Raw genomic sequence first — 24,268 nt, forward strand, 5'->3', positions numbered from 1 at the left:
CCTGCACAACCTCCTCCAGGCCGGGTGAGGCGGGCGACCGCCGAGCATCGACCCGCGCCCGAGACGCCCGAAGATCAATTACGGGACAGCCCTTACGCCGGTCCGGGCCACTGGAACGACCCGGACATGCTGGAGGTCGGCAACGGCTCCCTCAGCGACACCGAGAGCCGCACCGAATTCAGCCTCTGGGCCGAGATGGCCGCACCGCTGATCGCCGGCACCAACATCGCCTCGGCCGGCGCGAACACCCTCGCCACGCTCACCAACACCCGGGTGATCGCCGTGGACCAGGACCCGCTGGGCAAGCAGGGGACCATGGTCTCCTCCGGCAACGGCCTGGACGTGCTGGCCAAGCCGCTGGCCAACGGCGACGTCTCCGTGGTCCTGTTCAACGAGACCGGCTCGACCGCCGCCATCACCACCTCCGCCGCCGCGATCGGGAAGACCGGGGCCGCGAGCTACGGTCTCACCGACCTGTGGACCGGCGCGACCTCGACCACCACGGGCACCATCAGCGCCACCGTCCCGGCCCACGGCACCACCATGCTCCGGGTCAGCGGCGGCACCAGCGGCGGCACCGCCACCAGCGGACCGGTGCGCGCCGTGGGCGCGGGCAAGTGCCTGGACGTGCCGAACTCGACCACCACCTCGGGCACCCAGGTGCAGATCTGGGACTGCAACAACCAGGCCAACCAGCAGTGGACGCACACCGCCGCCAACCAGCTGACCGTCTCCCTGGGCGGCACACAGATGTGCCTCGACGCGTACGACAACCAGACCGCGCCCGGCACCAAGGCGATCATCTGGACCTGCAACAACCAGGCGAACCAGCAGTGGCGGGTGAACACCGACGGCACGATCACCAGCGTCCAGTCCGGACTCTGCCTCGACGTCACCGGCAGGTCCACCGCCAACGGCGCCCCGGTCGACCTGTGGACCTGCAACGGCCAGAGCAACCAGCAGTGGGCCCTGTGACGCCCCCGCGGCGGCCCGGCGCGCACCCCGGGCCCGCCGCCGTCCACCGCCCCCGCCCCCTCCACCGCCCCACGCCCATCCGACGAGCCGCAGGGAGCCCCCATGCGTGACAGCCGCCGCCCGGAACGACCGACACCCCCGCCCCGCGCCCGACTCCGCACGCTGGCACGCGCGTTCGCCACGGTCCTGCTGCTCGTCGGCACCGCGGTCGGCACCGGAGGACTCGCCGGTACCGCGCAGGCCGCCACCACCGGCCCCTGCGACCTCTACGCGGCGGGCGGCACGCCCTGCGTCGCCGCGCACTCCACCACCCGCGCCCTCTACGCGGCGTACGGCGGAGCGCTCTACCAGGTCCGCCGGGCCTCGGACGGCCGGACGCAGAACATCGCCCCCGTCGCCGCCGGGGGCGTCGCCAACGCGGCCGCCCAGGACGCCTTCTGCGCCGGTACCCCGTGCGTGGTCACGATCGTCTTCGACCAGTCCGGGCACGGGAACGACCTCGCCTACCAGGGCCCCGGCGGCGCCGGCGGCAGCGACACCCCGGCCAGCGCCACCAGCGAGGCCCTCGCCCTCGGCGGGGCCAAGGCGTACTCGCTCTACATCAACCCCGGCAACAGCTACTGGCACGACGGGTCCTCCTCCGGGATGCCGCTGGGCAGCGCCCCCCAGGGCGCGTACATGGTGACCAGCGGAACGCACGTCAACGGCGGCTGCTGCTTCGACTACGGGAACAGCGAGACGGACCGCAGGGCGGACGGCGCCGGAGCCATGAACGCCATCTACTTCGGGACGAGTTGCTGGTTCGGCGGCTGCTCCGGGACCGGCCCGTGGGTGCAGGCCGACCTGGAGTACGGCCTGTACTCCGGCGGCAGCCAGTCCTGGAACCAGAACCAGCGGGCCTTCACCAGCCGCTACGTCACCGCGATGCTGAAGAACAACGGCACCACCCGCTTCGCCCTGAAGGGAGGCGACGCCCAGTCCGGCGGGCTCACCACGCTCTGGAACGGCGCGCTCCCGCCCGGCTACAGCCCGATGAAGCAGCAGGGCGCCGTCATCCTCGGCAGCGGCGGCGACTGCTGCAACGGCAACACCAACCAGAGCCTGGGGACCTTCTACGAGGGCGCCGTCGTCAGCGGCTACCCGTCCGACGCCACGGACGACGCCGTCCAGGCCAACATCGCCGCGGCCGGCTACAGCACCGGCACCGGCAGCACGACCGGGCCGCTGCACGCCGTCGGCGCCGGGAAGTGCCTGGACGTCCCGGGCTCCAGCACCACCGGCGGCACCCGGACCCAGACCTACTCCTGCTCCGGCGGGGCGAACCAGACCTGGACCGCCACGCCCTCCGGCCAGCTGACGGTGTACTCCGGCAGCAGCCAACTGTGCCTGGACGCCGAGGCCAAGGGCACCGCCAACGGCACCAAGGCGATCGTCTGGCCCTGCAACGGGCAGCCCAACCAGCAGTGGGTCCGCAATGCCAACGGCACCGTCACCGGCGTCCAGTCGGGGCTCTGCCTGGACGTCAGCGGAGCGTCGACGGCGAACGGCGCCGCCGTCCAACTGTGGACCTGCAGCGGGCAGAGCAACCAGCAGTGGAAGCTCGGCTGAGCCCCTGAGGGCCGACCGGCCCCCGCCCGGGACCGCCCCGGGCGGGGGCCGCGGTCGACAACGGGCTGACGAACCGCCCGACCTCCGCGACGATCCGCCCCCGTGGTCCCGCGCACCGACCACGCCCACGCGGCCCGCCCGTTCGCCGACGGCGGGCCCCGGGGGCCGGGCACCGTCGAGCAGGGGGTACGCCACGGCCGGGGCGGCGGTGGCGGTGCCGGCGGGGAGCGCCGTGGTGACGGGCCGGGGTGGCAGTCATCCTGGACGGGCGGGGGGCCCGGGGGAATGCCCCTGCCGATCGATTGTGTGAATACCCGTCATCCGTCGGACGGACGGCCGGGCGTCCGCTCCCGGAGTTCGGCGCTGACCCGGGCGGCGGTCTCGCGCAGCCACTGGTGGGCGGCGTCCGGGGTGTGGATGGGGTGCCACCACAGGGCCTCGGTGAGCGGGACGGGGTCGAACGGGCAGGGCAGGGTGCGCACGCCGTCCTGCGGGCCGAGGAGGTGGGCGAGGCGTTCCTGGATCAGGGCGATCCGGCGGGTGCCGGCGACCATGGCGGGCAGCAGCTGGAAGGTCCCCACCGAGACCTCGACCCGCGGTTCGATGCCGAGCAGGGCGAGTTGCCGGGTGGCGGGGGCGTCGTGGGTGCGCTGGTAGACGGCCCAGGGGAGGCGGGCCAGGTCGTCCAGGGTCAAGGCGTCGGCGACCTCGGGGTGGTCGTCGGCGACCAGGCAGACCCAGCGGTCGGTGTACAGGTCGAGGGACGGGTAGCCGGTGATCACGCCGTGCGGCAGCAGCAGTCCGTCGGCGGCGCCGAGGAAGTCGGTGATCGAGTCGACCAGGGTGGGGCCGACCTGCTGGAAGCGCAGCCGGATGCCGGGGGCCTCGGCGTGCAGGACGCGGGCGAGGCGGGCGCCGAAGACGGCGGCGCCGTAGTCGGAGGAGAGCAGGGTGAACTCGCGTTCCGCGGTGGCGGGTTCGAAGGACGACTGGCAGGTGAAGACCCGTTCCAGCAGGTCGCAGGCGGGGCCGGTCATGGTGAGCAGCGCGGTGCCGAGCGGCGTGAGGGCGTAGCTGTTGCCGGACCGGGTGAGCAGCGGGTCGTCGAAGTGCTTGCGCAGCCGGGCCAGGGCGGCGCTCATGGCGGGCTGGCTGAGTCCGAGCCGCCGGCCGGCCCGGGTGACGTTGCGCTCCTCCAGCAGGGCGCGCAGCGCGGGGAGCAGGTTGAGGTCGAGGGTCGCGAGGTTCATCGAGGTCGGCTCGCTTATCCGTGTCGTGGATGATGGGTATCAATAGAATTGATTTCCATGATTGCCGTGCCGGGGCCACATTAGTCGCAACGCATCGAGAGGAAACCTCGTGGCAACACACGCGCAACTCCGCGGCCCCTTCGCACTCGGCACCTTCGCCGACGGCGACGGCGCGCCCTTCCCCGGCCTGGTGGCCGAGGGCCGGGTCCTGGACCTCCGCGGCCGCCCCGCGCTCGGCAGCCCCGCCACCACCCGCGACCTGCTGGAGCGCTGGGACGAGGCACTGCCCGTCCTGCACGACCTGGCGGCCCGCGCGGACGCCGCCTGGCGGCCCGTCGACGGCCTGCGCACCCTGGCCCCGGTCGAGCCCCGGCAGCTGCTGCAGTCCGGCGCCAACTACCGGCAGCACGTGATCGACCTGGCGATCGCGCACCGCCCCGCCGAGGACACCCGCCCGGTCGAGCAGGCCCGCGCCGAGATCGGCGCGATGATGGACCGGCGCGCCGCCGAGGACCAGCCGTACGTGTTCATCGGCCTGCCGTCCTCGATCACCGGCCCGTACGACGACGTCGTCCTCCCGCACTGGTGCACCAAGCCGGACTGGGAGTTGGAGCTCGCCGCCGTCATCGGCGCCCCCGCGTACCGGGTCACCCCCGAGCAGGCGCTCGCCCACGTCGCGGCCTACACCATCGCCAACGACCTGACGGCCCGGGAGCTGGTCTTCCGCCGCGACATGCCGGAGATCGGCACCGACTGGCTGCGCTGCAAGAACGCCCCCGGCTTCACCCCGCTCGGCCCCTACCTGGTGCCCGCCGCCTTCGTCGAGGACCCGTCCGACCTGCGGGTCACGCTGGAGCTGAACGGCGAGACGATGCAGGACGAGTCGACCGCCGACATGCTGTTCGACGTGGCGCGGATGGTCTCCTACGCCTCGCAGACCACCCGGCTGCTGCCCGGAGACGTGATCCTCACCGGCAGCCCGGCCGGCAACGGCATGCACTGGGGCCGCTTCCTCGCCGACGGCGACGTCATGGACGGCACCATCACCGGCCTCGGCGCCCAGCGCACCCGCTGCGTGAAGGAGCCGGCGTGAACGCCCCCGACCGCACCGACCCCGAGGGCGCGATAGCCGCCGCCGCGAAGGCGTACTCCAACTGGGGCCGCTGGGGCGCCGACGACCGCCTCGGCACCCTCAACTTCCTGGACGAGGCCAAGCGGCGGCAGGCGGCCGGGCTGATCCGGCAGGGCGTCAGCTTCTCGCTCTCCCAGCGCTTCGACATGGACGGCCCGCAGAAGGGCTGGCGCCGCCGCACCAACCCCGTGCACACCATGCTCGACACCGGCACCGACGCCGCCGCCGGACTCCAGGGCTTCCCGCACGGCATCGGCGGCGCGGACGACGTGATCGCCATGCCGCTGCAGTGCTCCACCCAGTGGGACGGCCTCGGCCACATCTTCGACCACGGCCGGGCGTGGAACGGCCGCGACGCCGCCACCACCGTCACCTCCGACGGCGACCGGATCACCGGCATCGAGCACATGGCCCACCAGATCGCCGGCCGCGGCGTCCTGCTCGACGTCGGCCGCGCGATCGGCGCCGACGGCGAACTGCCCGACGGCTTCGCGATCACCGAGGAGCACCTGCGCGCCACCATCGAGGCCCAGGGCCCGAGTTCGGCCGTCGGCCGCGGCGACATCGTGATCGTCCGCACCGGCCAGCTCAGCCGGGTGCGGCGCGAGGGCTGGGGCGAGTACGCGGGCGGACCGGCACCCGGCCTGTCCTTCACCACCGCCGGCTGGCTGCACGCCAGCGAGATCGCCGCGATCGCCACCGACACCTGGGGCTTCGAGGTCCGCCCCAACGAGTTCGACCACGCCTTCCAGCCGCTGCACCAGGTCGCCATCCCCAACATCGGCCTGCTGATCGGCGAGATGTGGGACCCGGACGCCCTCGCCGCGCACTGCGCCGCCGACGGCGGCTACGAGTTCTGGCTGACCGCCGCCCCGCTGCCGATCACCGGCGCGGTCGGCTCCCCGGTCAACCCGGTCGCCGTCAAGTAGTCCGCGCGACCACCCCGGACCGCCGGCCGGTCGAACGCCCGGACAGCCCTCGGCCGGCCGGTTCTCCCTCCCTTTTCCCTCCCGTCCGCCGCGTGACGAGGCGCGGCCCACCCGCCAGGGAGCAACCCCCATGACAACAACCAGTGTCCGATCCGTTCTGGTGATCGGCGGTGGCACCGCAGGCAACGGCCTCGCCGTCCTGCTGCGCCGGGCCGGGATCGACGTCGACCTGGTCGAGGCCAAGCCCGACTGGAACGTCTCCGGCTCCGGAATCACCTTGCAGGGCAACGCACTTCGCGCCCTGCGCGAGATCGGCGTCTGGGAGCGGGTCCGGGAGTCGGGCTTCGCGTTCGATTCCGTCGGCCTCACCGCCCCCGACGGCACCGTGCTGCACGTCGCCCGCGACGTGCGCACCGGCGGCGAGGACCTGCCCGCCACCGTCGGCATGCAGCGCCCGCAGTTGCAGCGCATCCTGATCGACGCGGTGAAGGCCACCGGCGCGAACGTCCGGCTCGGCACCACCGTCACCGCGCTGCGCGCCGACGCCGACGGCGTGGACGCCGAGTTCTCCGACGGCACTTCGGGCCGCTACGACCTGGTGGTCGGCGCGGACGGCATCTCCTCCGCGACCCGCGCCATGATCGGCATCGAGGAGCGCCCCGAACCCACCGGCATGGCGATCTGGCGCACCCCCGCCCCCCGCCCGGCCGGCGTCGAGCGCACCGACCTGACCTACGGCGGCGCCGCGTACATCGCCGGGTACTGCCCGACCGGGCCCGACACCGTCTACGCCTACCTGGTCGAACCCAAGCGCGACCGCGCCACCATCGACCCCGCCGGCTACGCCGAGGAGATGCGCCGGCTGGCGGCCGGGTACGGCGGCCACTGGGAGCAGATCGCCGCCTCCCTCACCGACCCGGCGCAGGTCAACTACACCTGGTTCGACCGGCACCTGGTCGAGGGCCCCTGGCACCGCGGCCGCGTCGTGCTGGTCGGCGACGCCGCGCACGCCTGCCCGCCCACCCTCGCCCAGGGCGCCGCGATGTCCCTGGAGGACGCCCTCGTCCTGGCCGAACTCCTCACCGGAGCCGAGAAGTTCAGCGAGCAACTGCTCATCGACTACCACGCCCGCCGCCTGCCGCGGGTCCGGATGGTGGTGGAGAACTCCTGCCGGCTGGGCCAGTGGCTGATGGACGGCGTCCGCGACGCAGACGTCCCCGGCCTGATGGCCCGCACCAGCGCCGTCCTGAAGGAACTCCCGTGACTCACCCGACCGTTGACGTCCACGCCCACCTGCTGCTGCCCGAGGTCGAGGCGCTCGTCGCCGGAGAGCCCGGCCTCGCCCACGCCAAGGCGCTGGACGCCCGCCGCAACGGCCCCCGGGCCCTCGCGGTCAGCGGCCCGATGGTCGCCGCCCGGATCCCGCTGCTCACCGACCCGGCCGCCCGGCTCGCCGCCATGGACGCCCAGGGCGTCGACGTGCAACTGGTCTCCCCGTCGCCCTCGCACTACCACTACTGGGCCGGCGAGGAGACGGCGCGCAAGGTCCGGGAGGCGGCGAACACCGCCACCGCCGCGCACTGCGCCGCCGCCCCGGACCGGCTGCGCGGCCTCGGACTCGTCCCGCTCCAGCACCCGCACCTCGCCGTCGAAGCCCTCGACCACGCGCTGTCCCTCGGCCTGCTCGGTGTCGAACTCTCCAGCCACGCACCCGGAGTGGAACTCTCCGACCCCGGGCTGGAGCCGCTGTGGGCCCGGGCCGCCGAGACCGGCGCGGTGCTGTTCCTGCACCCCTTCGGCTGCACCCTCGACGAGCGCCTCGACCGCTGGTACCTGTCCAACACCGTCGGCCAGCCCACCGAGAACGCCGTCGCCCTCTCCCACCTCGTCTTCTCCGGCGTCCTCGACCGCCACCCCGGCCTGAAGCTGATCGCCGCGCACGGCGGCGGCTACCTGCCCACCCACATCGGCCGCTCCGACCACGCCTGGCGGGCCCGCCCGGACGCCCGCGGCTGCGCGCACGAACCCAGCTCCTACCTGCGCCGGCTGTACTTCGACTCGCTGGTCCACGATCCGTACGTCCTGCGGGAGTTGATCCGCACGGCGGGCGCTGACAGGGTGCTGCTCGGCTCCGACTTCCCGTTCGACATGGGCACCGAGGACCCGCTCGCCGTCCTCGCCGAGGCCGGTCTGCCGCCCGCCGACCACGCCGCCGTCCGCGGCGCCAACGCCGCCGCCCTGCTGGGCCTCTGACCCCCCCGACGACGTTTCCCACCGAGGAGGACCACCCATGAACCGCCTGCTCACCCACCTGCGGCACGTCGACCTCGCCGTGCCCGACTTCGAGAAGCAGCTCGACTTCTACTCCGGCGTCTGGGGCCTGACCGAGACCGCCTCCGACCACGGGATCTCCTTCCTGGCCGCCGAGGGCTCCCCCGAGCAGTACGTGGTGCGCCTGCGCCGGGCGGAGGAGAAGCGCCTCGACCTGGTCTCCTACGGCGCCGCGAACCCCGCCGACGTCGACACCCTCGCCGAGCAACTGCTCTCCTCGGGCGTGCAGTTGATCACCCGCCCGGGCGCCGTCGACACCCCCGGCGGCGGCTACGGCTTCCGCTTCTTCGACTGCGACGGCCGCACGATCGAGGTCTCCGCCGACGTCGCCGCCCGCAAGCACCGCCGGATCGAGACCCAGGAGTCGATCCCCGTCCGGCTCTCCCACGTCGTCCTCAACTCGCCCGACCTGGACCGCACCCGGCTCTGGTACGAGCAGCACCTCGGCTTCCGGCTCTCCGACACGCTCTCCTCCCCGCACATGGGCGAGGTCATGCACTTCATGCGGATCAGCAACCAGCACCACTCGATGGCCCTCGCCAAGGGCCCGCACACCTCGCTGCACCACGTCTCGTTCGAACTGCGCGGCCTGGACGAGTACATGTACGGCACCGGGCGGGTGCTGCGGGCGGGCGTCCGCAAGATCTGGGGCCCCGGCCGGCACCTGGCGGGCAACAACACCTTCTCCTACTTCCTCGACCCGCACGGCAACACGGTCGAGTACACCACCGAGCTGGAGAACCTCGACGAGGACACCTGGCACCCGCACGTCTACGACTTCTCGCAGCCCGAGGTCACCGACCAGTGGGGCACCGCCAACCCGATGAGCGAGATCGTCGCCAAGGAGTCCTTCAACGACGTCGACCGCGGCGTCTTCGTCGCCCCGCCCGTGTGACCCGCTGAGACCACCCCACCAAGCCCCGGGGGCGCGGCACGGCACCCGTCCAGCCCTGACACCGCGCCGCGTCCCCGGCCCCAGTCCGAGGGAATCCCCCATGCGCTTCGCCACCTACGAGCACGAGGGCCGCCGCCACTGCGGCGCGCTCGCCGAGGACCGCCTGCACCCGCTGCCCGCCGGCACCGACCTGCTCGACCTGATCCGTTCCGGCACCGAGGCCCTGCACGCCGCCGGGCGGGCCGCGCTGGCCGGGCCGCCCGGACCCGCCGTCGGCGAGGTCCGGCTGCTGCCGCCGATCCAGCCGCCCACCGTCCGCGACTTCGTCGCCTTCGAGGAGCACGTCGAAGGCGTCCGCAAGAGCGTCAACGGCATCGCGGGCGTCCCCGACCAGTGGTACGCCGCACCGACGTTCTACTTCGGCAACCCCTACGCGGTGATCGGCGCCCACGACGGCGTGCCCGTGCCGCCCGGCTCGCAGGCCCTCGACTTCGAACTGGAGGTCGCCGCCGTCATCGGCCGCGAAGGCAGCGACCTGACGCCGGAGCGGGCCCGCGCGCACATCGTCGGCTACACGGTCTTCAACGACTGGTCGGCCCGCGACCTGCAGTCCGCCGAGATGCAGGTCGGCCTCGGCCCCTGCAAGGGCAAGGACACCGCCACCACCCTCGGCCCCTGGCTGGTCACCGCCGACGAACTCGAACCGTACCGGGACGAGGACGGCTTCCTGCGCCTCGCGCTGACCGCGAGCGTCAACGGCACGGTGGTGGGCACCGACCTGCTCTCCAACATGGGCTGGACCTTCGAGGACCTGGTCGCCTACGCCTCGCGCGGCACCGCCGTCCGCCCCGGCGACGTGCTCGGCTCCGGCACCATGGGCAACGGCGGCTGCCTGGCCGAACTCTGGGGCCTGAACGGCGCCCAGCAGCCCGCGCCGCTGAAGGTCGGCGACACCGTCACCCTCACCGTCGAAGGCATCGGCACCGTCGCCAACACCGTCGTCCCCGGCGTCGAACCGCAGCCGATCCCCGCCGCCCGCCCGCGCCCCCGGACCCGCCCGTGAGCGCCGCCACCCCGGCCGGACGGCCGGACGGAGGACCGGGCGGCCGGCTGGCCGGGAAGGTGGTCGTGGTCACCGGCGCCGCGCAGGGCCAGGGCGCGGCCGAGGTCCGCGCCCTGGCCGCGGCGGGCGCCGTCGTGGTCGCCACCGACGCCCGGCCCGCCGCCGGCTGCCGCCCGCTGGACGTCACCGACCCGGACGGCTGGGCCGCGCTCGCCGCCGAACTGCGCGCCGAGCACGGCGCGGTGCACGGCCTGGTCAACAACGCGGGCGTCACCTGGCGGGCCCGGCTCGGCGAGGTCACCGCCGCGGACTTCGCCCGGGTCCACGCCGTCAACGCCACCGGCCCGCTGCTCGGCACGCAGCACCTCGCCCCGCTGATGCCGCCCGGCTCCTCGATCGTCAACGTCGGCTCGGCGGCCGCGCTGACCGGGCACTACCCGGTCGCCTACACCGCCAGCAAGTGGGCGCTGCGCGGCCTGGCCAAGGCCGCCTGCGTGGAGCTCGGCCCGCGCGGCATCCGGGTGAACACCGTCCACCCCGGCTTCATCGAGACCGAGATGACCGCCACCGCCCCGGCCGCGTTCCGCGAGGCCAACCTGCGCGAGACCCCGCTGGGCCGCACCGGCACCGTCGACGAGGTCACCGGGCTGGTGGTCTTCCTGCTCTCCGACGACGCCTCCTTCATCACCGGCGCCGAGATCCCCGTCGACGGCGGCTACACCGCGCACGGCGGCGCCAAGTCGATCTCCGACGCGCTCCGCGCCTGAAATCCCCTCTGGTTCAAGGAAGTTGTGCATGAACAAGGTCAGTCCCAGCGCGGCCGCGGCGGTCGCCGACATCCCCGACGGCGCGTCGCTGGCCGTCGGCGGCTTCGGTCTCAGCGGCATCCCCTCCACCCTGATCCGGGCCCTGCACGAGCAGGGCGCCGGCGGGCTGCGGGTGGTGTCGAACAACTGCGGCGTCGACGGCGCGGGCCTGGGCCTACTGCTGTCCGCCGGCCGGATCGCCCGGGTCACCGGCTCCTACGTCGGCGAGAACAAGGAGTTCGCCCGGCAGTACCTCGGCGGCGAACTGGAGGTGGAACTCGTGCCGCAGGGCACCCTGGCCGAGCGGCTGCGGGCCGGCGGCTGCGGCATCCCCGCCTTCTACACCCCCGCGGGCGTGGGCACCCAGGTCGCCGACGGCGGCCTGCCCTGGCGCTACGCGGCGGACGGATCGGTCGCGCTGGCCTCCCCGCCCAAGGAGCAACGCGCCTTCGAAGGACGGGAGTTCGTCCTGGAGCACGGCATCACCACCGACTACGCGCTGATCCGCGCGGCCCGCGGCGACCGGCACGGCAACCTGGTCTTCCACCGGGCCGCCCGCAACTTCAACCCGCTGGCCGCGATGGCCGGCCGGATCGCGATCGCCGAGGTGGAGGAACTCGTCGGGCCGGGGGAGCTGGACCCGGACGAGGTCCACCTGCCCGGCGTGTTCGTCCAGCGCGTCGTCGCGCTCACCCCCGCCCAGGCCGCCGACAAGGCGATCGAGAAGAGGACGGTGCGTCCCTGATGCCCTGGACCCGCCCGCAGATGGCGGCCCGCGCCGCCCGCGAACTCACCCCCGGCAGCTACGTCAACCTCGGCATCGGCCTGCCCACGCTGATCCCCGACCACCTGCCGCCCGGCGTCGACGTCGTCCTGCAGTCCGAGAACGGCATCCTCGGCACCGGGCCCTACCCGGCCGAGCCGGACGTCGACCCGGACCTGATCAACGCCGGCAAGGAGACCGTCACCGTGCTGCCGGGCGCGTCGTTCTTCGACTCCGCGCTCTCCTTCGGCATGATCCGCGGCGGCCACATCGACACCGCCGTGCTCGGCGCCATGCAGGTCTCCGCGCGCGGCGACCTGGCCAACTGGATGATCCCCGGCGCCGTGGTCAAGGGCATGGGCGGCGCGATGGACCTGGTCCACGGCGCCCGCCGGGTCATCGCGCTGACCGAGCACACCGCCAAGGACGGCACCCCCAAGCTCGTCGACACCTGCACCCTGCCCCTCACCGGCCGCGCCTGCGTCCACCGGATCGTCACCGACCTCGCTGTCCTCGACGTCACCCCCGACGGCCTGGCCCTGGTCGAGACCGCCCCCGGCACCGGCGTGGAGCAGGTGCTCGCCGCGACCGGCGCACCGGTCCTCGTCCGGGTCTGACGGGGCTGACGGGACTGACGGGACTGACGGGACTGACCGAACGGAACTGCCCCGGACGTTCGCCGAGCGGCGTCGTCCGGGGCAGCGGGTTCTCGGGGAGCGGGTTCTCGGGCGCGGTGGTGTCAGGCGGTCGCGGGTTCGGCGGACCGGTGGGGCGCGGGGACGCCGGGTTCGGCGGTGCTGACGCGGTGGGTGCCGGGGCCCAGCAGGCGGTGCGGGCGGTCGGGGAGTTCCAGGACGGCTTGGCAGCCCGGGGGGACGGTCAGTTCGGCGGTCAGGACCCCGTCGGCGAGCTGCCAGGAGATCGCGGCGGTGCCGTAGGGGGTCTCGTGGCGGGCTTTCGCCCAGGTGAGGCCGCCGCCGGGGCGGGGGGCGAAGCGAATGGTGCGGTAGCCGGGAGAGAACGCCTCCAGACCGGCGACGGTGCGGTGGAGCCAGTCGGCGACCGCGCCGAGCGCGTAGTGGTTGAAGGAGGTCATGCCGCCGGGGTTGAGGGTGCCGTCGGGGCGCAGGCTGTCCCAGCGTTCCCAGATCGTGGTGGCGCCCTGGGTGACGGGGTAGAGCCAGGACGGGCACTCGGTCTGCAGCAGCAGCCGGTAGGCGTCGTCGAGGTGGCCGGCGTCGGTGAGGGCGTCGCAGATCAGCGGGGTGCCGACGAAGCCGGTGGCGATCGTGTGGCCGCCCGCGCGGACCAGTTCGGCCAGCCGGTCGCCGGCCCGGCGGCGGGCGGCGGGTTCGCTGATGAGGTTGAAGCGCAGGGCGACGGCGTAGGCGGTGGGGCTGTCGGAGGTCAGCAGGCCGTCCGGGGTGCCCCAGCGCTGCCGGAACGCGGCGGCGACCTGCTTGGCCAGCAGGCCGTAGCGGTGGGCGTCGGCGTGCTCGCCGATCACCCGGGCGGTGCGCGCCAGCTGCCGGGCGGAGTGCGCGAAATAGGCGGTGGCGATCAGGTACGGGTCGGTGCGGCCCGCGCCGGGGTCCTCGGGCGGGGCGGCCGGGTCGAGCCAGTCGCCGAGCTGGAAGCCGGTGTCCCAGAGCCGGGTGGGCCCGGCGAGCCGGTCGACCAGGTCGACCCAGCGGCGGCCGGTGGTGTAGTGGCGGCGCAGCAGCTCGGGGTCGTCGAAGCGCCGGTGCAGCAGCCAGGGGGTGAGGGTGGCGGCGTCGCCCCAGACGGCGCCGGGCTGGATCGGCGTCCAGGCGGGCTCACCGGGGATGACCGGCACGTACCAGGGGATCGTGCCGTCGGGCAGCTGCTCGACGCCCACGTCGGTGAGCCAGGAGTCGAGCATGCCCGCGCAGTCGTACAGGAAAGCCGCGGTGGGGGCGAAGACCTGCAGGTCGCCGGTCCAGCCGAGGCGTTCGTCGCGGGCGGGGCAGTCGGTGGGGATGTCGACGAAGTTGCCGCGCATGCTCCACACGACGTTCTCGTGCAGGCGGTTGACCAGCGGGTCGCTGCACTCGAACCAGCCGGTGCGGCGCAGGTCGGTGTGGTGGACGCGGGCGGTGACGTCGGCGGGGTCGAGGTCGCCGGGCCAGCCGGTGATCTCGGCGTAGCGGAAGCCGTGCAGGGTGAAGCGCGGCTCCCAGGTCTGCGGGCCGCCGGCCAGGATGAGGGTGTCGACGGAGCGGGCCTCGCGCAGCGGGCGGACGGCGAGTTCGCCGCCGTCCAGGACTTCGGCGTGCCGCAGGACGACCTCGGCGCCGGCCGGGCCGTCGACGGTGATCCGCAGCCGGCCGACCAGGTTCTGGCCGAAGTCGAGCAGGTGGCGGCCGTCGGGGCGGCGGGTCACCGAGACGGGGGCGACCTCGGCGGTGCGGCGCACCGGCGGGCCCTGCGGGGCGACCAGGGTGCGCGGGTCGCGGGTGCGGACGGCGACCGGCGTCCAGCCGTCGGCGGCGGCCCGCGGGGTCGACCACAGCGGGTCGTCGAGGCGGGAGTCGTGCGTCTCGCCCTCGTACAGGCCGCTGAACAGGATCGGGCTGGGGGCGGCCGTCCAGCCGGGGCCGGTGGCGACGGTGGTGCGGGTGCCGTCGGGGTGGGTGATCTCCAGTTGGGCGATCAGCGACTGGTCGGTGCCGTAGATGTTGCGGGTGCCGCCGTCGAAGCCGTACTTGCCGCGGTACCAGCCGTCGCCGAGCCAGGCGCCGATCGCGTTGGCGCCGGGCACCAGGTGCGCGGTGACGTCGTGGGTGCGGTAGCGCAGGCGTTCGGGGTAGACCGTCCAGCCGGGGGCGAGCGCCTCGTCGCCGACCCGGCGGCCGTTGATCTCGGCCTCGTACAGGCCGTGCGCGGTGACGTACAGGCGGGCGCGCTCGACGGGCTTGTCCAGGTGGAAGCCGGTGCGGACCCGCGCGGGGCGGCGTTCGGCGTCGGGGTCCTCGGGCCAGGCGGCGCCGACCGGGACGGCGCTCCAGTCGGTGGGGGAGAGCAGTCCGGCTTCGACGGCGGCGGGCGCGCTCCAGGCGGAGGGGCCCTCGCCGTCGGCCCAGACGCGGACGCGGACGGTGGCGCGTTCGCGGGAGGCGAGCGGCGCGGCGGGCCAGGGCACCAGGCGGTGGTCGGCGCCGGGCAGCGGGCCGGTGGTGGTGCGGCGGCCGTCGCGTTCGACCTCGACCTCGTAGGCGTCCTGGGCGCGGGTGCCGGCGGGCAGGGTCCAGGACAGGCGGGGGGCGGCGACGCCGGTGCCGAGGCCGTCCGGCAGGTGTTCGAACGTCACCGGGGCGGGCGGGAGGAGCATGGGGACCTTCCGGGGTGTGGGTGGTGCGGGGCGGCGGGGGCGGGGGCGTCAGCCCTTGACCGCGCCTCCGGTGAGGCCCTTCATGACCTTCTGGTTGAGGAAGAGGTAGATCGCCAGCGTGCCGAAGACGTTGAGGCAGATCGCGGCGAACAGCGGGCCGTACTGGGTGGCGCCGAAGTCGCCGGTGAAGTTCAGCAGGCCGACCTGGACGGTGCGCAGGTCCTGGCTGTTGGTGAAGGTCAGGGCGACCAGCAGGTCGTTCCAGATGAAGAAGAACTGCACCAGGCCGACGGTGAGGATCGCGTTGCGCACCATGGGCAGGCTGATCGTCCAGAACATGCGCAGGATCCCGGCGCCGTCGATGGTGGCGGCCTCGAAGAGCTCGCGGGGCACGCTCTTGTAGTAGGTGGCCATCATGAAGACGGTCAGCGGCAGGCCGGTGCCGGTGTAGGTGAGGATCAGCGGCCACAGCGTGCCGGACAGGCCGGTGCGGAAGTACACGGTGAACAGCGGCAGCAGGATCATCTGCGAGGGCACCATGACGCCGGCCAGGAAGACCAGCAGGGTCAGGCTCCGGCCCTTCCACACCATGATCTGCAGCGCGAAGCCCGCGGCCGCGCCCATCAGCAGGACCAGCGCGAGCGAGGGGACGACGGCCAGCAGGCTGTTGCGCAGGTACAGGCCGATGTGGCCGGTGGTCCACGCCTCGGTGTAGTTGCCCCACTCCCAGTGGGTGGGCAGGCTCCAGGTGGAGTGGTCGAGGTAGTCGTTGTTGGACTTCACCGAGGTGAGGAACATCCACAGCAGCGGGTAGACCTCGACGACCACCAGCAGGGCGATCAGGATCTTGGCCCACAGGCCGCGCAGCGGGCGGCGGCGGCGCGGGGCGGCCTTGCGGACGGCGCGGGCGGGTGCGGTGCGCAGCGGCGTGTCGACGGACATGGCGGCTCAGCCCTTCGTGAGATCGCGCCGCGAGACGCGGAAGACGACCAGCGTCACCAGCAGGCACAGCACCGTCAGCAGGACCGCGATGGTGCTGCCGTAGCCGTACTCGCCGTAGGTGAAGGACGTCTGGAACATGGAGAGGGTCAGGGGAGTGGTGCCGCTGCCGGGGCCGCCGTTGGTGAGCGCGACGATCGAGTCGAACACCTTGAGGGTGCCGTTGATGCTGAAGATCGCCGAGGACATCAGGACCGGGAAGGACAGCGGCAGCACGATGTGGCGGATCAGCCGCAGGCCGGAGGCGCCGTCCAGGCGGGCCGATTCCAGGACCTCGTCGGGGATGTCCACCAGGCCGGCGAAGAGCAGGACCGCGTAGAAGCCCATCGAGCGCCAGACGTCCATCAGGATCAGCACCCAGAACGAGCTGCCGGCGCTGCCGAACCAGTCCACCGAGTGCAGGCCGACCAGCTCCAGCAGGGAGTTGACCGGGCCGGTCTGCGGGGCGACCTGGAAGAGCTTCTGGAACAGCAGGCCGACCGCGACGGTCGGCAGCACCACGGGGAAGAACACCAGGGTGCGCACCAGCGCGGAGGCCTTCTTCAGGTAGAAGGTGTACAGCAGGGCCAGCGCGTACCCGGCCGCGACCTGGCCGACGGTGACGACGGCCGCGTACTTGACGGTGAACCAGAGGGCGTCGTGGACGGCCGGGTCGTCGGCGAGGCGCTGGAAGTTGGCGAGGCCGGCCCAGCTGAACCCCGTGATGCTGTTGCCCTTGGTGAAGGAGTACCCCAGCGACCAGCCGATGGGGACGAGCATGACGAGGGTGTACACCAGCAGGGCGGGGCCCAACAGGATCGCGACTGCCCTGCGGTCACCGAGTACGCGGTGCATTGGACGTGTCCTTCGTTGTCGTGGAGGGAGCGGTTGCGGCACGCGGCCGGGCGGGTGGCGGGGGGGGGGGGGGGGGGGCGCCCCCCCCCCCCCCCCCCGCCACCGGATCGGGTGCCTTACTGGGCCAGGGCGTCCTGGACCAGCTGCATGAACTTCTCCGGGCTGATCGCGCCGGTCACCAGGGGAGCGGCGTTCTGCTGGCTGACGGTGGTGGCCTTGGTGCTGAACAGCGCCTCGAACCACAGCACGCTCTCCTTGGAGGCGCCGATGGTGTCGCGGATCTGGCCGGTGACGGCGTTGGCGTTCTCCACCGGGGTGTTCACCTTGAAACCGGAGATGGTGCCCTGGTCCTTGAGCGCGACGCTGCCGTAGTTCTGCGCGATGCACTTCACCCAGTCGCCGGTCTTCGCGTCGAAGCTCTTGGCGTTCATCGCGACCGGCAGGCCCACGTTGGAGGGGTACTGGTCGATGGAGCCCTTGCCGCCGGCGACCGCGGGGAACGGCATGAAGCCGACGTTCTCCGCGCCCAGGGTGTCCTGCTCGGCGTCGGCGATGTTGGCCAGCGCCCAGCTGCCCATGTAGAACATCGCGGCCTTGCCGCCCAGGAACTGGTTCATCGCGGTGTCGTAGTCGATGGAGCCGACGCCCTGCCCGAAGTAGCCCTTCCTGCCGAGCTCGGCGACCTGCTGGGCGGCCTTGACGTACTCGGGGTCGGTCAGCTTCGCGGTGCCGTTGGCGATCGCGTTCATCGCGCCCGGGCCCAGGCTGCGGTACAGGTAGCCGCTGACCAGGCGGGTGAGCGGCCAGCCCTGCTGGCCGGAGGCGGCGAAGGGCTGCACGCCCGCGCCCTGCAGCTTGGCGGCCGCGGCTACCAGTTCGTCCCACGTCCCGGGGACGGCGATGCCGTTGGCCTCGAAGACCTTCTTGTTGTAGAAGATGCCCTCGATGTTGTACTCGTACGGCAGCACGGCGAGGTTGTTCTGGTAGAGCGCCTTGATGGTGGAGACCGCGGCGGGCTGCAGCTGGTCGAAGACGCCGAGCTTGGTGAGCTCGTCCTCCAGGTTGGCGACGTTGCCCGCGGTGAAGAGCTGGGTGGTCAGCGCCGGGGCGTTGCCGGCCGCGAACTGGACCGGCAGGGCGTTCTGGCCCGCCAGCAGCTGCAGCTTCTGGTCCAGGCCGGACTGCGGGACGGTGTCGACCTTCAGCGGCAGCGCCTTGTTCTGGTCGGTGCAGGAGGTCGTCGACAGCGTGGTCAGCGTCTTCTTGATGGTGGTGTTCTCGGTGACCGACAGGTAGTCGAAGTTCTTCGGGGAGGCGCTCGCGCCCGTCCCGCCGCCGCCGCACGCGGAGGCGAGCAGCACCACGGCTGCGGCGGCGGCCGTGCAGCCGACGAGGCGGGTTCTGCCGGTGCGGGTGGGGTTGATGGTCACGGCTGTGCTCCTGGCGTCATTGAGCGGAGGCAGAGGTGGGGGGATCGCTGAACCGGGGAACGCGGGGCACTCCCGGAAGACGGGGCCCGACTTTGTAGAACGTTCTCCACGATGAGGTCCACAGTGCCCCCGAGGGCGAGCCATCGTCAAGACACGGGGACGTAACGAGCCGGTCACCAGGGCGGTTCGGCTGGTCCTGGCCGGGAAAGATCGTGTAGAACGTTGCGCAACGGTGACTTTCACGACCGTGACTTCTGAGATCGTGACTCTTGAGAAAGTGGGCCATGGAGCCGACGAAACGCCCCAAGCGCGTCACCATCACCGACGTCGCCGCCCGCGCCGGCGTCTCGACCGCGGCCGTCTCCAAGGTGCTCCGCAACGCCTACGGCGTCAGCCCCGCCATGCAGGAGCGGGTGCGCGCCGCGATGGCCGAGCTGGACTACCGCCCGCACGCCGCCGCGCGCGGGATGCGGGGGCGGACCTACACGATAGGAGTGCTGCTCGACAGCCTCCGCAACACCTTCTTCGCCGACATCCTCGACGGCGTCCAGCAGCAACTGCGCGGCAGCGACTACACGGTGCTGATCGGCGCGGCGGGCTTCGGCGCGGCCGAACAGGCGCGCACCGTCCAGTCGATGGTGGACCGCCAGATGGACGGCCTGATCCTGATCGCCCCCGGCACCAGCCGCGCCGAGGTGCTCGCCACCGCCGAGACCCTGCCCACCGTGGTGATCGGCCACCACGACACCGCCGCCGTGCACGACTCGGTCGTCGACGCCGACGACCAGGGCGCGGCGCTGGTCGTCGACCACCTCGCCGCCCTCGGCCACCGCCGGATCGCCCTGCTCGCCGCCCCCGGCCTCAAGGGCAGCCAGTGGAAGCTCACCCCCGAAGCGGTGCTCGCCAAGGGCTACAGCGCCGCGATGAAGCGCCACGGCCTCGCTCCGCAGGCCCTCGCCGCCGCCTACTCCGAGGAGGGCGGCTACGAGGCGGGCAAGCGGCTGCTGGGCGCCGCCGACCGGCCCACCGCCATCATGGCCGGCGCGGACGTCGCCGCCCTCGGCGTCTACCGGGCCGCCGCCGAACTGGGGCTGGACATCCCCGGCGACCTCTCGCTGGTCGGCTACAACAACACCGCGGTCGCCGCCCTCGCGCCCGTCCAGCTCACCAGCGTCGACCAGGCCGGCACCACCATGGGCGCCACCGCCGCCCGGATGCTCCTCGAACGGGTCGAGGGCCGCCGCACCCGGGCCATGCAGACCGCCATGACCCCCCGGCTCGTCGTGCGCTCCAGCACCGCCGCGCCGCACGCCGACTGAGCCGCGTCCATCGAAGCCCGCCGTTGAATGGATTCAACGGCGGAACCCTCAGGCCGTCCGCGGGGCCGACAGCGTGGAGCCGCGCACCACCAGCTCCGGCTCGAAGACCACCTGCCGGTGCCGGTGCGCGCCGCCGCCGGTCTCCTGTGCGAGCAACTCCACCGCCGTGCGCCCCATCGCCTCGGCGGGCTGGCGCACCGAGGTCAGCGGCACCGCCGCCGCGGCGGCGAACTCGATGTCGTCGTAGCCGACGATCGCCAGGTCATCGGGCACTCGCAGGCCCGCCGCGAACGCGGCCTGCAGCACACCCAGCGCCAGCAGGTCGTTGGCGCAGAACACGGCGGTCGGCCGCGGCAGCATGCCCAGCAGCCGGGCGCCCGCGTCCCGGCCCGCGGCGACGTCGAGGCCGTTGACTTCCAGGTCGAGCAGCTCGGCGCCGGAGCCCGCCAGCGCGGCCAGCGCGCCCGAGCGCCGGTCGGCGACCTGCTGGAGGCGGTGGCGGCCGCCCGCGAACGCGATCCGCCGGTGCCCGGCCGCGAGCAGGTGCGCGGCCGCCAGCGAGCCGCCCTGGACGTCGTCCACCGACACCGAGCAGGCGTCGATCCCCGGGGCGAGCCGGTCGACCAGCACGAACGGCACGTCGTGGCGCCGCAGCGCCGCCGCCCCCGAACCCTCCGCGTCGGCCGGCGTCAGCAGCACCCCGCGCACCCGCTGCTCGGCGAACAGCGCCAGGTAGTCCGCCTCGTCGGCCGGCCGCTGCGCGCTGTTGCAGACCATCACGCCCAGGCCCTGGGCCCGCGCCGCCCGCTCCGCGCCCCGGGCCACCGAGACGAAGAACGGGTTGCCCAGGTCGAGGACCAGCAGGCCGATGATCCGGCTGCTCCCCGAGCGCAGCTGGCGCGCCGACTCGCTGCGCACGTAGCCGAGCCGGTCGATCGCGGCCTGGACCCGGGCCCGGGTCTCCTCGCCGACCACCTCCGGCCGGTTGATCACGTTGGAGACCGTGCCCACCGACACCCCGGCCGCCCGGGCCACGTCCTTGATCCCTGCCGTGCTGCCCATGCCCGTGCCCGTCTCCGTTCCGGATTGAAAAGTTTCACCGAGGTGATCGCTGGACGGTCGCCAGATTACGGCAGTGGCTTGACGGTTCCGCGTCGTTCGACCTACGGTCTGGTTGAAACGATTCAAACCGAATGATCCAAGAGGTGCTCCGGTGACCGACCGATCTGCCGTGCAGGACGCCCTCCGGGCCCAGCGCATCGAGACCCCCTCGTGGGGCTACGGGAACTCGGGCACCCGCTTCAAGGTCTTCGCCCAGCCCGGCGTGCCGCGCGACCCGTACGAGAAGCTCGCCGACGCCGCCCAGGTGCACGCCGCCACCGGCGCCGCCCCGAAGGTCTCGCTGCACATCCCCTGGGACAGGGTCGAGGACTACGCCGCGCTGTCCGCCCACGCCCGCGGCCTCGGCCTGGAGATCGGCGCGATCAACGCCAACGTCTTCCAGGACGACGACTACAGGCTCGGCTCGGTCACCAACCCGGATGCGCGGGTGCGCCGCAAGGCGGTCGACCACCTGCTGGAGTGCGTCGACATCATGGACGCCACCGGCTCGACGGACCTCAAGCTGTGGTTCTCCGACGGCACCAACTACCCCGGCCAGGACGACACTTCGGCCCGCCAGGGCCGACTGGCCGACGCGCTCGCCGAGGTGTACGAGCGGCTCGGCGACGACCAGCGGATCCTGCTGGAGTACAAGCTGTTCGAGCCCGCGTTCTACACGATGGACGTCCCGGACTGGGGCACCGCGTACGCGCACTGCCTGCGGCTGGGCCCGAAGGCCACCGTCGTGGTCGACACCGGCCACCACGCGCCCGGCACCAACATCGAGTTCATCGTCGCGTTCCTGCTGCGCGAGGGGAAGCTCGGCGGCTTCGACTTCAACTCCCGCTTCTACGCGGACGACGACCTGATGGCCGGCGCGGCCGACCCGTTCCAGCTGTTCCGGATCATGCACGAGGTCGTCAAGAACGGCGGCCTCGCGCCGGAGACCGGCGTGGCGTTCATGCTCGACCAGTGCCACAACATCGAGGCGAAGATCCCCGCGGTGATCCGCTCGGTGATGAACGTCCAGGAGGCCACCGCCAAGGCCCTGCTGGTGGACACCGGCGCCCTGACGGCCGCTCAGGACGCGGGTGACGTGCTCGCCGCCAACGAGGTGCTGATGGACGCCTACAGCACCGACGTCCGCCCGCTGCTGGCCGAGGTCCGCGCCGAGGCCGGACTCGACCCGAACCCGCTGGCCGCCTACCGCGCCACCGGCTGGGCCGACAAGATCGCCGCCGACCGCGTCGGCGGCCACCAGGCCGGCTGGGGCGCCTGACCCACCGGCAGCGCGGGCCGGTCCGCATCGGCGCAACCACGGACCGGCCCGCACACCCCGTGAGCGCCACCGCCCCTCCGTCCAGACGTAAGGAAACCCCTCCCGCCATGGCCCTGCACCCCGAAGTCGCCGCCCTCCTGGCCCGCTCCAACCGGCTCGGCGCCGATGCGCGCAACACCAACTACGCCGGCGGCAACACCTCCGCCAAGGGCACCGACACCGACCCCGCCACCGGCCGCGACGTCGAACTGCTCTGGGTCAAGGGCTCCGGCGGCGACCTGGGCACCCTCACCGCCTCCGGCCTGGCGGCGCTGCGCCTGGACCGGCTGCGCTCCCTGGTCGACGTCTACCCCGGGGTGGAGCGCGAGGACGAGATGGTCGCCGCGTTCGACTACTGCCTGCACGGGCGCGGCGGCGCCGCCCCGTCCATCGACACCGCCATGCACGGCCTGGTCGACGCCGCGCACGTCGACCACCTGCACCCCGACTCCGGCATCGCGCTGGCCTGCGCCGCCGACGGCGAGAAGCTCACCGCCGAGTGCTTCGGCGACAAGGTGGTGTGGGTGCCCTGGCGCCGCCCCGGCTTCCAGCTCGGCCTGGACATCGCCGAGATCAAGCGCGACAACCCGCAGGCGATCGGCTGCATCCTCGGCGGCCACGGCATCACCGCCTGGGGCGAGAGCAGCGAGGAGTGCGAGGCCAACGCGCTGCACATCATCCGCACCGCCGAAGCCTTCCTCGCCGAGCGCGGCAAGCCGGAGCCGTTCGGCCCGCTCCTGGACGGGTACGGGCCGCTGCCGCAGGCCGAGCGGCGCGAGCGGGCCGCCGCGCTGGCGCCGCTGATCCGCGGCCTGGCCTCCACCGACCACCCGCAGGTCGGCCACTTCACCGACACCGCCGAGGTGCTGGACTTCCTGGCCCGCGCCGAGCACCCGCGGCTGGCCGCGCTCGGCACCTCCTGCCCCGACCACTTCCTGCGCACCAAGGTCGCCCCGCTGGTCCTCGACCTGCCCGCCACCGCCACCCCGCAGGAGGCGGCCGCGCGCCTGCGCGAGCTGCACCAGAACTACCGCACGGACTACCGCGCCTACTACGACCGGCACGCCGGCGCCGACTCCCCGGCGATCCGCGGCGCCGACCCGGCGATCGTCCTCGTCCCCGGCGTGGGCATGTTCTCCTTCGGCAAGGACAAGCAGACCGCCCGGGTGGCCGGGGAGTTCTACCTCAACGCGATCAACGTGATGCGCGGCGCCGAAGCCGTCTCCCGCTACGCCCCCATCGAGGAGGCGGAGAAGTTCCGCATCGAGTACTGGGCGCTGGAGGAGGCCAAGCTGCAGCGGATGCCCGCCCCCAAGCCGCTGGCCACCCGGGTCGCGCTGGTCACCGGCGCCGGCTCCGGCATCGGGAAGGCGATCACCGAGCGGCTGGTCGCCGAGGGCGCCTGCGTGGTGGTCGCCGACCTGAACGCCGAGAACGCGGCGGCCGTCGCCGAGGAGCTGGGCGGAGCGGACAAGGCGGTGGCGGTGACGGTCGACGTCACCGACGAGGAGCAGATCGCCGAGGCGTTCAAGGCCGCGGCGCTCGCCTTCGGCGGCGTCGACCTGGTGGTCAACAACGCGGGCATCTCCATCTCCAAGCCGCTCCTTGAGACCACCGCCCGGGACTGGGACCTGCAGCACGACATCATGGCCCGCGGCTCCTTCCTGGTCTCCCGCGAGGCCGCCCGCACCATGATCGAGCAGGGGCTGGGCGGCGACATCGTCTACATCGCCTCCAAGAACGCCGTCTTCGCCGGACCGAACAACATCGCCTACTCCGCGACCAAGGCCGACCAGGCCCACCAGGTCCGGCTGCTGGCCGCCGAGCTGGGCGAGCACGGCATCCGCGTCAACGGCGTCAACCCCGACGGCGTCGTGCGCGGCTCCGGGATCTTCGCGGGCGGCTGGGGCGCGCAGCGCGCCGCCACCTACGGCATCGCGGAGGACAAGCTCGGCGAGTTCTACGCCCAGCGCACCCTCCTCAAGCGCGAGGTGCTGCCCGAGCACGTCGCGAACGCGGTCTTCGCCCTCACCGGCGGCGACCTCACCCACACCACCGGCCTGCACGTCCCGGTCGACGCGGGCGTCGCCGCAGCCTTCCTGCGCTGACCCGCCAGCAGCTGCGGTGCGGGCCGCGTACTCCTCTTCGCGGCCCGCACCGCCT

At 73.1% G+C, this 24,268-nt stretch carries 20 protein-coding genes; 14 read left to right on the forward strand and 6 right to left on the reverse strand.

All coding sequences use genetic code 11. From position 1 onward, the window contains the following. Positions 1 to 24 precede the first annotated feature (24 nt). Positions 25 to 975, forward strand: a complete 951-nt coding sequence (locus ACWEO5_RS04950; protein ID WP_452160193.1) for an RICIN domain-containing protein — start codon at positions 25 to 27, stop codon at positions 973 to 975. A 102-nt stretch (positions 976 to 1,077) separates the two neighbouring features. Continuing rightward, the gene (locus ACWEO5_RS04955) at positions 1,078 to 2,583 is read left to right on the forward strand and encodes an arabinofuranosidase catalytic domain-containing protein (protein WP_452160195.1); all 1,506 of its coding nucleotides are present in this window, start codon (positions 1,078 to 1,080) and stop codon (positions 2,581 to 2,583) included. Positions 2,584 to 2,900: 317 nt separating this feature from the next. Here ACWEO5_RS04955 and ACWEO5_RS04960 read toward each other — a convergent pair whose 3' ends face one another. After that, complete coding sequence (locus ACWEO5_RS04960; RefSeq protein ID WP_452160197.1) at positions 2,901 to 3,833, reverse strand: LysR family transcriptional regulator; 933 nt, start codon at positions 3,831 to 3,833, stop codon at positions 2,901 to 2,903. Between the two features lie 109 nt (positions 3,834 to 3,942). Between ACWEO5_RS04960 and ACWEO5_RS04965 the strand changes: the two genes are divergently transcribed. From ACWEO5_RS04965 to ACWEO5_RS05005, 9 genes are all read left to right on the forward strand, one after another. Further along, a complete protein-coding gene (locus ACWEO5_RS04965; RefSeq protein ID WP_452160199.1) occupies positions 3,943 to 4,926 on the forward strand; it encodes a fumarylacetoacetate hydrolase family protein in 984 nt (327 codons plus the stop codon). Continuing rightward, complete coding sequence (locus tag ACWEO5_RS04970; protein ID WP_452160201.1) at positions 4,923 to 5,894, forward strand: cyclase family protein; 972 nt, start codon at positions 4,923 to 4,925, stop codon at positions 5,892 to 5,894. The genes ACWEO5_RS04965 and ACWEO5_RS04970 overlap by 4 nt, the downstream gene beginning before the upstream one ends. A gap of 130 nt (positions 5,895 to 6,024) precedes the next feature. After that, on the forward strand, positions 6,025 to 7,158 hold the full coding sequence (locus ACWEO5_RS04975) for an FAD-dependent oxidoreductase (protein WP_452160203.1): 1,134 nt from the start codon (positions 6,025 to 6,027) through the stop codon (positions 7,156 to 7,158). Beyond that, a complete protein-coding gene (locus ACWEO5_RS04980) occupies positions 7,155 to 8,147 on the forward strand; it encodes an amidohydrolase family protein (protein ID WP_452160205.1) in 993 nt (330 codons plus the stop codon). The genes ACWEO5_RS04975 and ACWEO5_RS04980 overlap by 4 nt, the downstream gene beginning before the upstream one ends. A gap of 37 nt (positions 8,148 to 8,184) precedes the next feature. Then, the gene (locus ACWEO5_RS04985) at positions 8,185 to 9,120 is read left to right on the forward strand and encodes a VOC family protein (protein ID WP_452160207.1); all 936 of its coding nucleotides are present in this window, start codon (positions 8,185 to 8,187) and stop codon (positions 9,118 to 9,120) included. Between the two features lie 100 nt (positions 9,121 to 9,220). Then, positions 9,221 to 10,183: a fumarylacetoacetate hydrolase family protein gene (locus ACWEO5_RS04990; protein ID WP_452160209.1), complete on the forward strand. Its 963-nt coding sequence runs from the start codon at positions 9,221 to 9,223 to the stop codon at positions 10,181 to 10,183. Further along, on the forward strand, positions 10,180 to 10,950 hold the full coding sequence (locus tag ACWEO5_RS04995) for an SDR family NAD(P)-dependent oxidoreductase (protein ID WP_452160211.1): 771 nt from the start codon (positions 10,180 to 10,182) through the stop codon (positions 10,948 to 10,950). Before ACWEO5_RS04990 ends, ACWEO5_RS04995 begins: the two co-directional genes overlap by 4 nt. Positions 10,951 to 10,978: 28 nt before the next feature. Then, the gene (locus ACWEO5_RS05000; protein WP_452160213.1) at positions 10,979 to 11,734 is read left to right on the forward strand and encodes a CoA transferase subunit A; all 756 of its coding nucleotides are present in this window, start codon (positions 10,979 to 10,981) and stop codon (positions 11,732 to 11,734) included. After that, positions 11,734 to 12,369: a CoA transferase subunit B gene (locus ACWEO5_RS05005; protein ID WP_452160215.1), complete on the forward strand. Its 636-nt coding sequence runs from the start codon at positions 11,734 to 11,736 to the stop codon at positions 12,367 to 12,369. The genes ACWEO5_RS05000 and ACWEO5_RS05005 overlap by 1 nt, the downstream gene beginning before the upstream one ends. A gap of 122 nt (positions 12,370 to 12,491) precedes the next feature. Here ACWEO5_RS05005 and ACWEO5_RS05010 read toward each other — a convergent pair whose 3' ends face one another. The 4 genes from ACWEO5_RS05010 to ACWEO5_RS05025 all read right to left on the reverse strand — a co-directional run bounded on the left by ACWEO5_RS05010 (position 12,492) and on the right by ACWEO5_RS05025 (position 18,367). Then, a complete protein-coding gene (locus ACWEO5_RS05010) occupies positions 12,492 to 15,104 on the reverse strand; it encodes a family 78 glycoside hydrolase catalytic domain (protein WP_452160217.1) in 2,613 nt (870 codons plus the stop codon). A 48-nt stretch (positions 15,105 to 15,152) separates the two neighbouring features. Next, on the reverse strand, positions 15,153 to 16,046 hold the full coding sequence (locus ACWEO5_RS05015) for a carbohydrate ABC transporter permease (RefSeq protein ID WP_452160219.1): 894 nt from the start codon (positions 16,044 to 16,046) through the stop codon (positions 15,153 to 15,155). Positions 16,047 to 16,052: 6 nt separating this feature from the next. After that, the gene (locus ACWEO5_RS05020; RefSeq protein ID WP_452160221.1) at positions 16,053 to 16,937 is read right to left on the reverse strand and encodes a carbohydrate ABC transporter permease; all 885 of its coding nucleotides are present in this window, start codon (positions 16,935 to 16,937) and stop codon (positions 16,053 to 16,055) included. A 116-nt stretch (positions 16,938 to 17,053) separates the two neighbouring features. Further along, positions 17,054 to 18,367 carry an ABC transporter substrate-binding protein gene (locus ACWEO5_RS05025; protein ID WP_452160223.1) on the reverse strand — a complete coding sequence of 438 codons (1,314 nt, stop codon included), beginning with the start codon at positions 18,365 to 18,367 and terminating at the stop codon, positions 17,054 to 17,056. 284 nt (positions 18,368 to 18,651) lie between these two features. On the opposite strand from ACWEO5_RS05025, the gene ACWEO5_RS05030 reads away from it, so the two are divergent. After that, the gene (locus ACWEO5_RS05030; RefSeq protein WP_452160225.1) at positions 18,652 to 19,686 is read left to right on the forward strand and encodes a LacI family DNA-binding transcriptional regulator; all 1,035 of its coding nucleotides are present in this window, start codon (positions 18,652 to 18,654) and stop codon (positions 19,684 to 19,686) included. A gap of 48 nt (positions 19,687 to 19,734) precedes the next feature. Here ACWEO5_RS05030 and ACWEO5_RS05035 read toward each other — a convergent pair whose 3' ends face one another. Further along, positions 19,735 to 20,748 carry a LacI family DNA-binding transcriptional regulator gene (locus tag ACWEO5_RS05035; protein WP_452160227.1) on the reverse strand — a complete coding sequence of 338 codons (1,014 nt, stop codon included), beginning with the start codon at positions 20,746 to 20,748 and terminating at the stop codon, positions 19,735 to 19,737. Between the two features lie 151 nt (positions 20,749 to 20,899). Between ACWEO5_RS05035 and rhaI the strand changes: the two genes are divergently transcribed. Together rhaI and ACWEO5_RS05045 are read left to right on the forward strand one after the other, a co-directional pair. After that, positions 20,900 to 22,066, forward strand: a complete 1,167-nt coding sequence (gene rhaI, locus ACWEO5_RS05040; protein WP_452160229.1) for an L-rhamnose isomerase — start codon at positions 20,900 to 20,902, stop codon at positions 22,064 to 22,066. A 107-nt stretch (positions 22,067 to 22,173) separates the two neighbouring features. Continuing rightward, positions 22,174 to 24,213 (forward strand): bifunctional aldolase/short-chain dehydrogenase, encoded by a 2,040-nt coding sequence (locus tag ACWEO5_RS05045; protein ID WP_452160231.1) that lies wholly within the window; start codon positions 22,174 to 22,176, stop codon positions 24,211 to 24,213. Positions 24,214 to 24,268: the final 55 nt, after the last annotated feature.

This window comes from Kitasatospora sp. NPDC004272 (assembly GCF_053603035.1).

Coding starts and splice junctions, on each gene's coding strand:
- ACWEO5_RS05020 (WP_452160221.1), bottom strand. CDS start 16,937: ATGCACCGCGTACTCGGTGACCGCAGGGCAGTCGCGATCCTGTTGGGC.
- ACWEO5_RS05015 (WP_452160219.1), bottom strand. CDS start 16,046: ATGTCCGTCGACACGCCGCTGCGCACCGCACCCGCCCGCGCCGTCCGC.
- ACWEO5_RS05010 (WP_452160217.1), bottom strand. CDS start 15,104: ATGCTCCTCCCGCCCGCCCCGGTGACGTTCGAACACCTGCCGGACGGC.
- ACWEO5_RS04990 (WP_452160209.1), top strand. CDS start 9,221: ATGCGCTTCGCCACCTACGAGCACGAGGGCCGCCGCCACTGCGGCGCG.
- ACWEO5_RS05005 (WP_452160215.1), top strand. CDS start 11,734: ATGCCCTGGACCCGCCCGCAGATGGCGGCCCGCGCCGCCCGCGAACTC.
- ACWEO5_RS05000 (WP_452160213.1), top strand. CDS start 10,979: ATGAACAAGGTCAGTCCCAGCGCGGCCGCGGCGGTCGCCGACATCCCC.
- ACWEO5_RS05030 (WP_452160225.1), top strand. CDS start 18,652: ATGGAGCCGACGAAACGCCCCAAGCGCGTCACCATCACCGACGTCGCC.
- ACWEO5_RS05035 (WP_452160227.1), bottom strand. CDS start 20,748: ATGGGCAGCACGGCAGGGATCAAGGACGTGGCCCGGGCGGCCGGGGTG.
- ACWEO5_RS05045 (WP_452160231.1), top strand. CDS start 22,174: ATGGCCCTGCACCCCGAAGTCGCCGCCCTCCTGGCCCGCTCCAACCGG.
- ACWEO5_RS04960 (WP_452160197.1), bottom strand. CDS start 3,833: ATGAACCTCGCGACCCTCGACCTCAACCTGCTCCCCGCGCTGCGCGCC.
- ACWEO5_RS04955 (WP_452160195.1), top strand. CDS start 1,078: ATGCGTGACAGCCGCCGCCCGGAACGACCGACACCCCCGCCCCGCGCC.
- ACWEO5_RS04985 (WP_452160207.1), top strand. CDS start 8,185: ATGAACCGCCTGCTCACCCACCTGCGGCACGTCGACCTCGCCGTGCCC.
- ACWEO5_RS04975 (WP_452160203.1), top strand. CDS start 6,025: ATGACAACAACCAGTGTCCGATCCGTTCTGGTGATCGGCGGTGGCACC.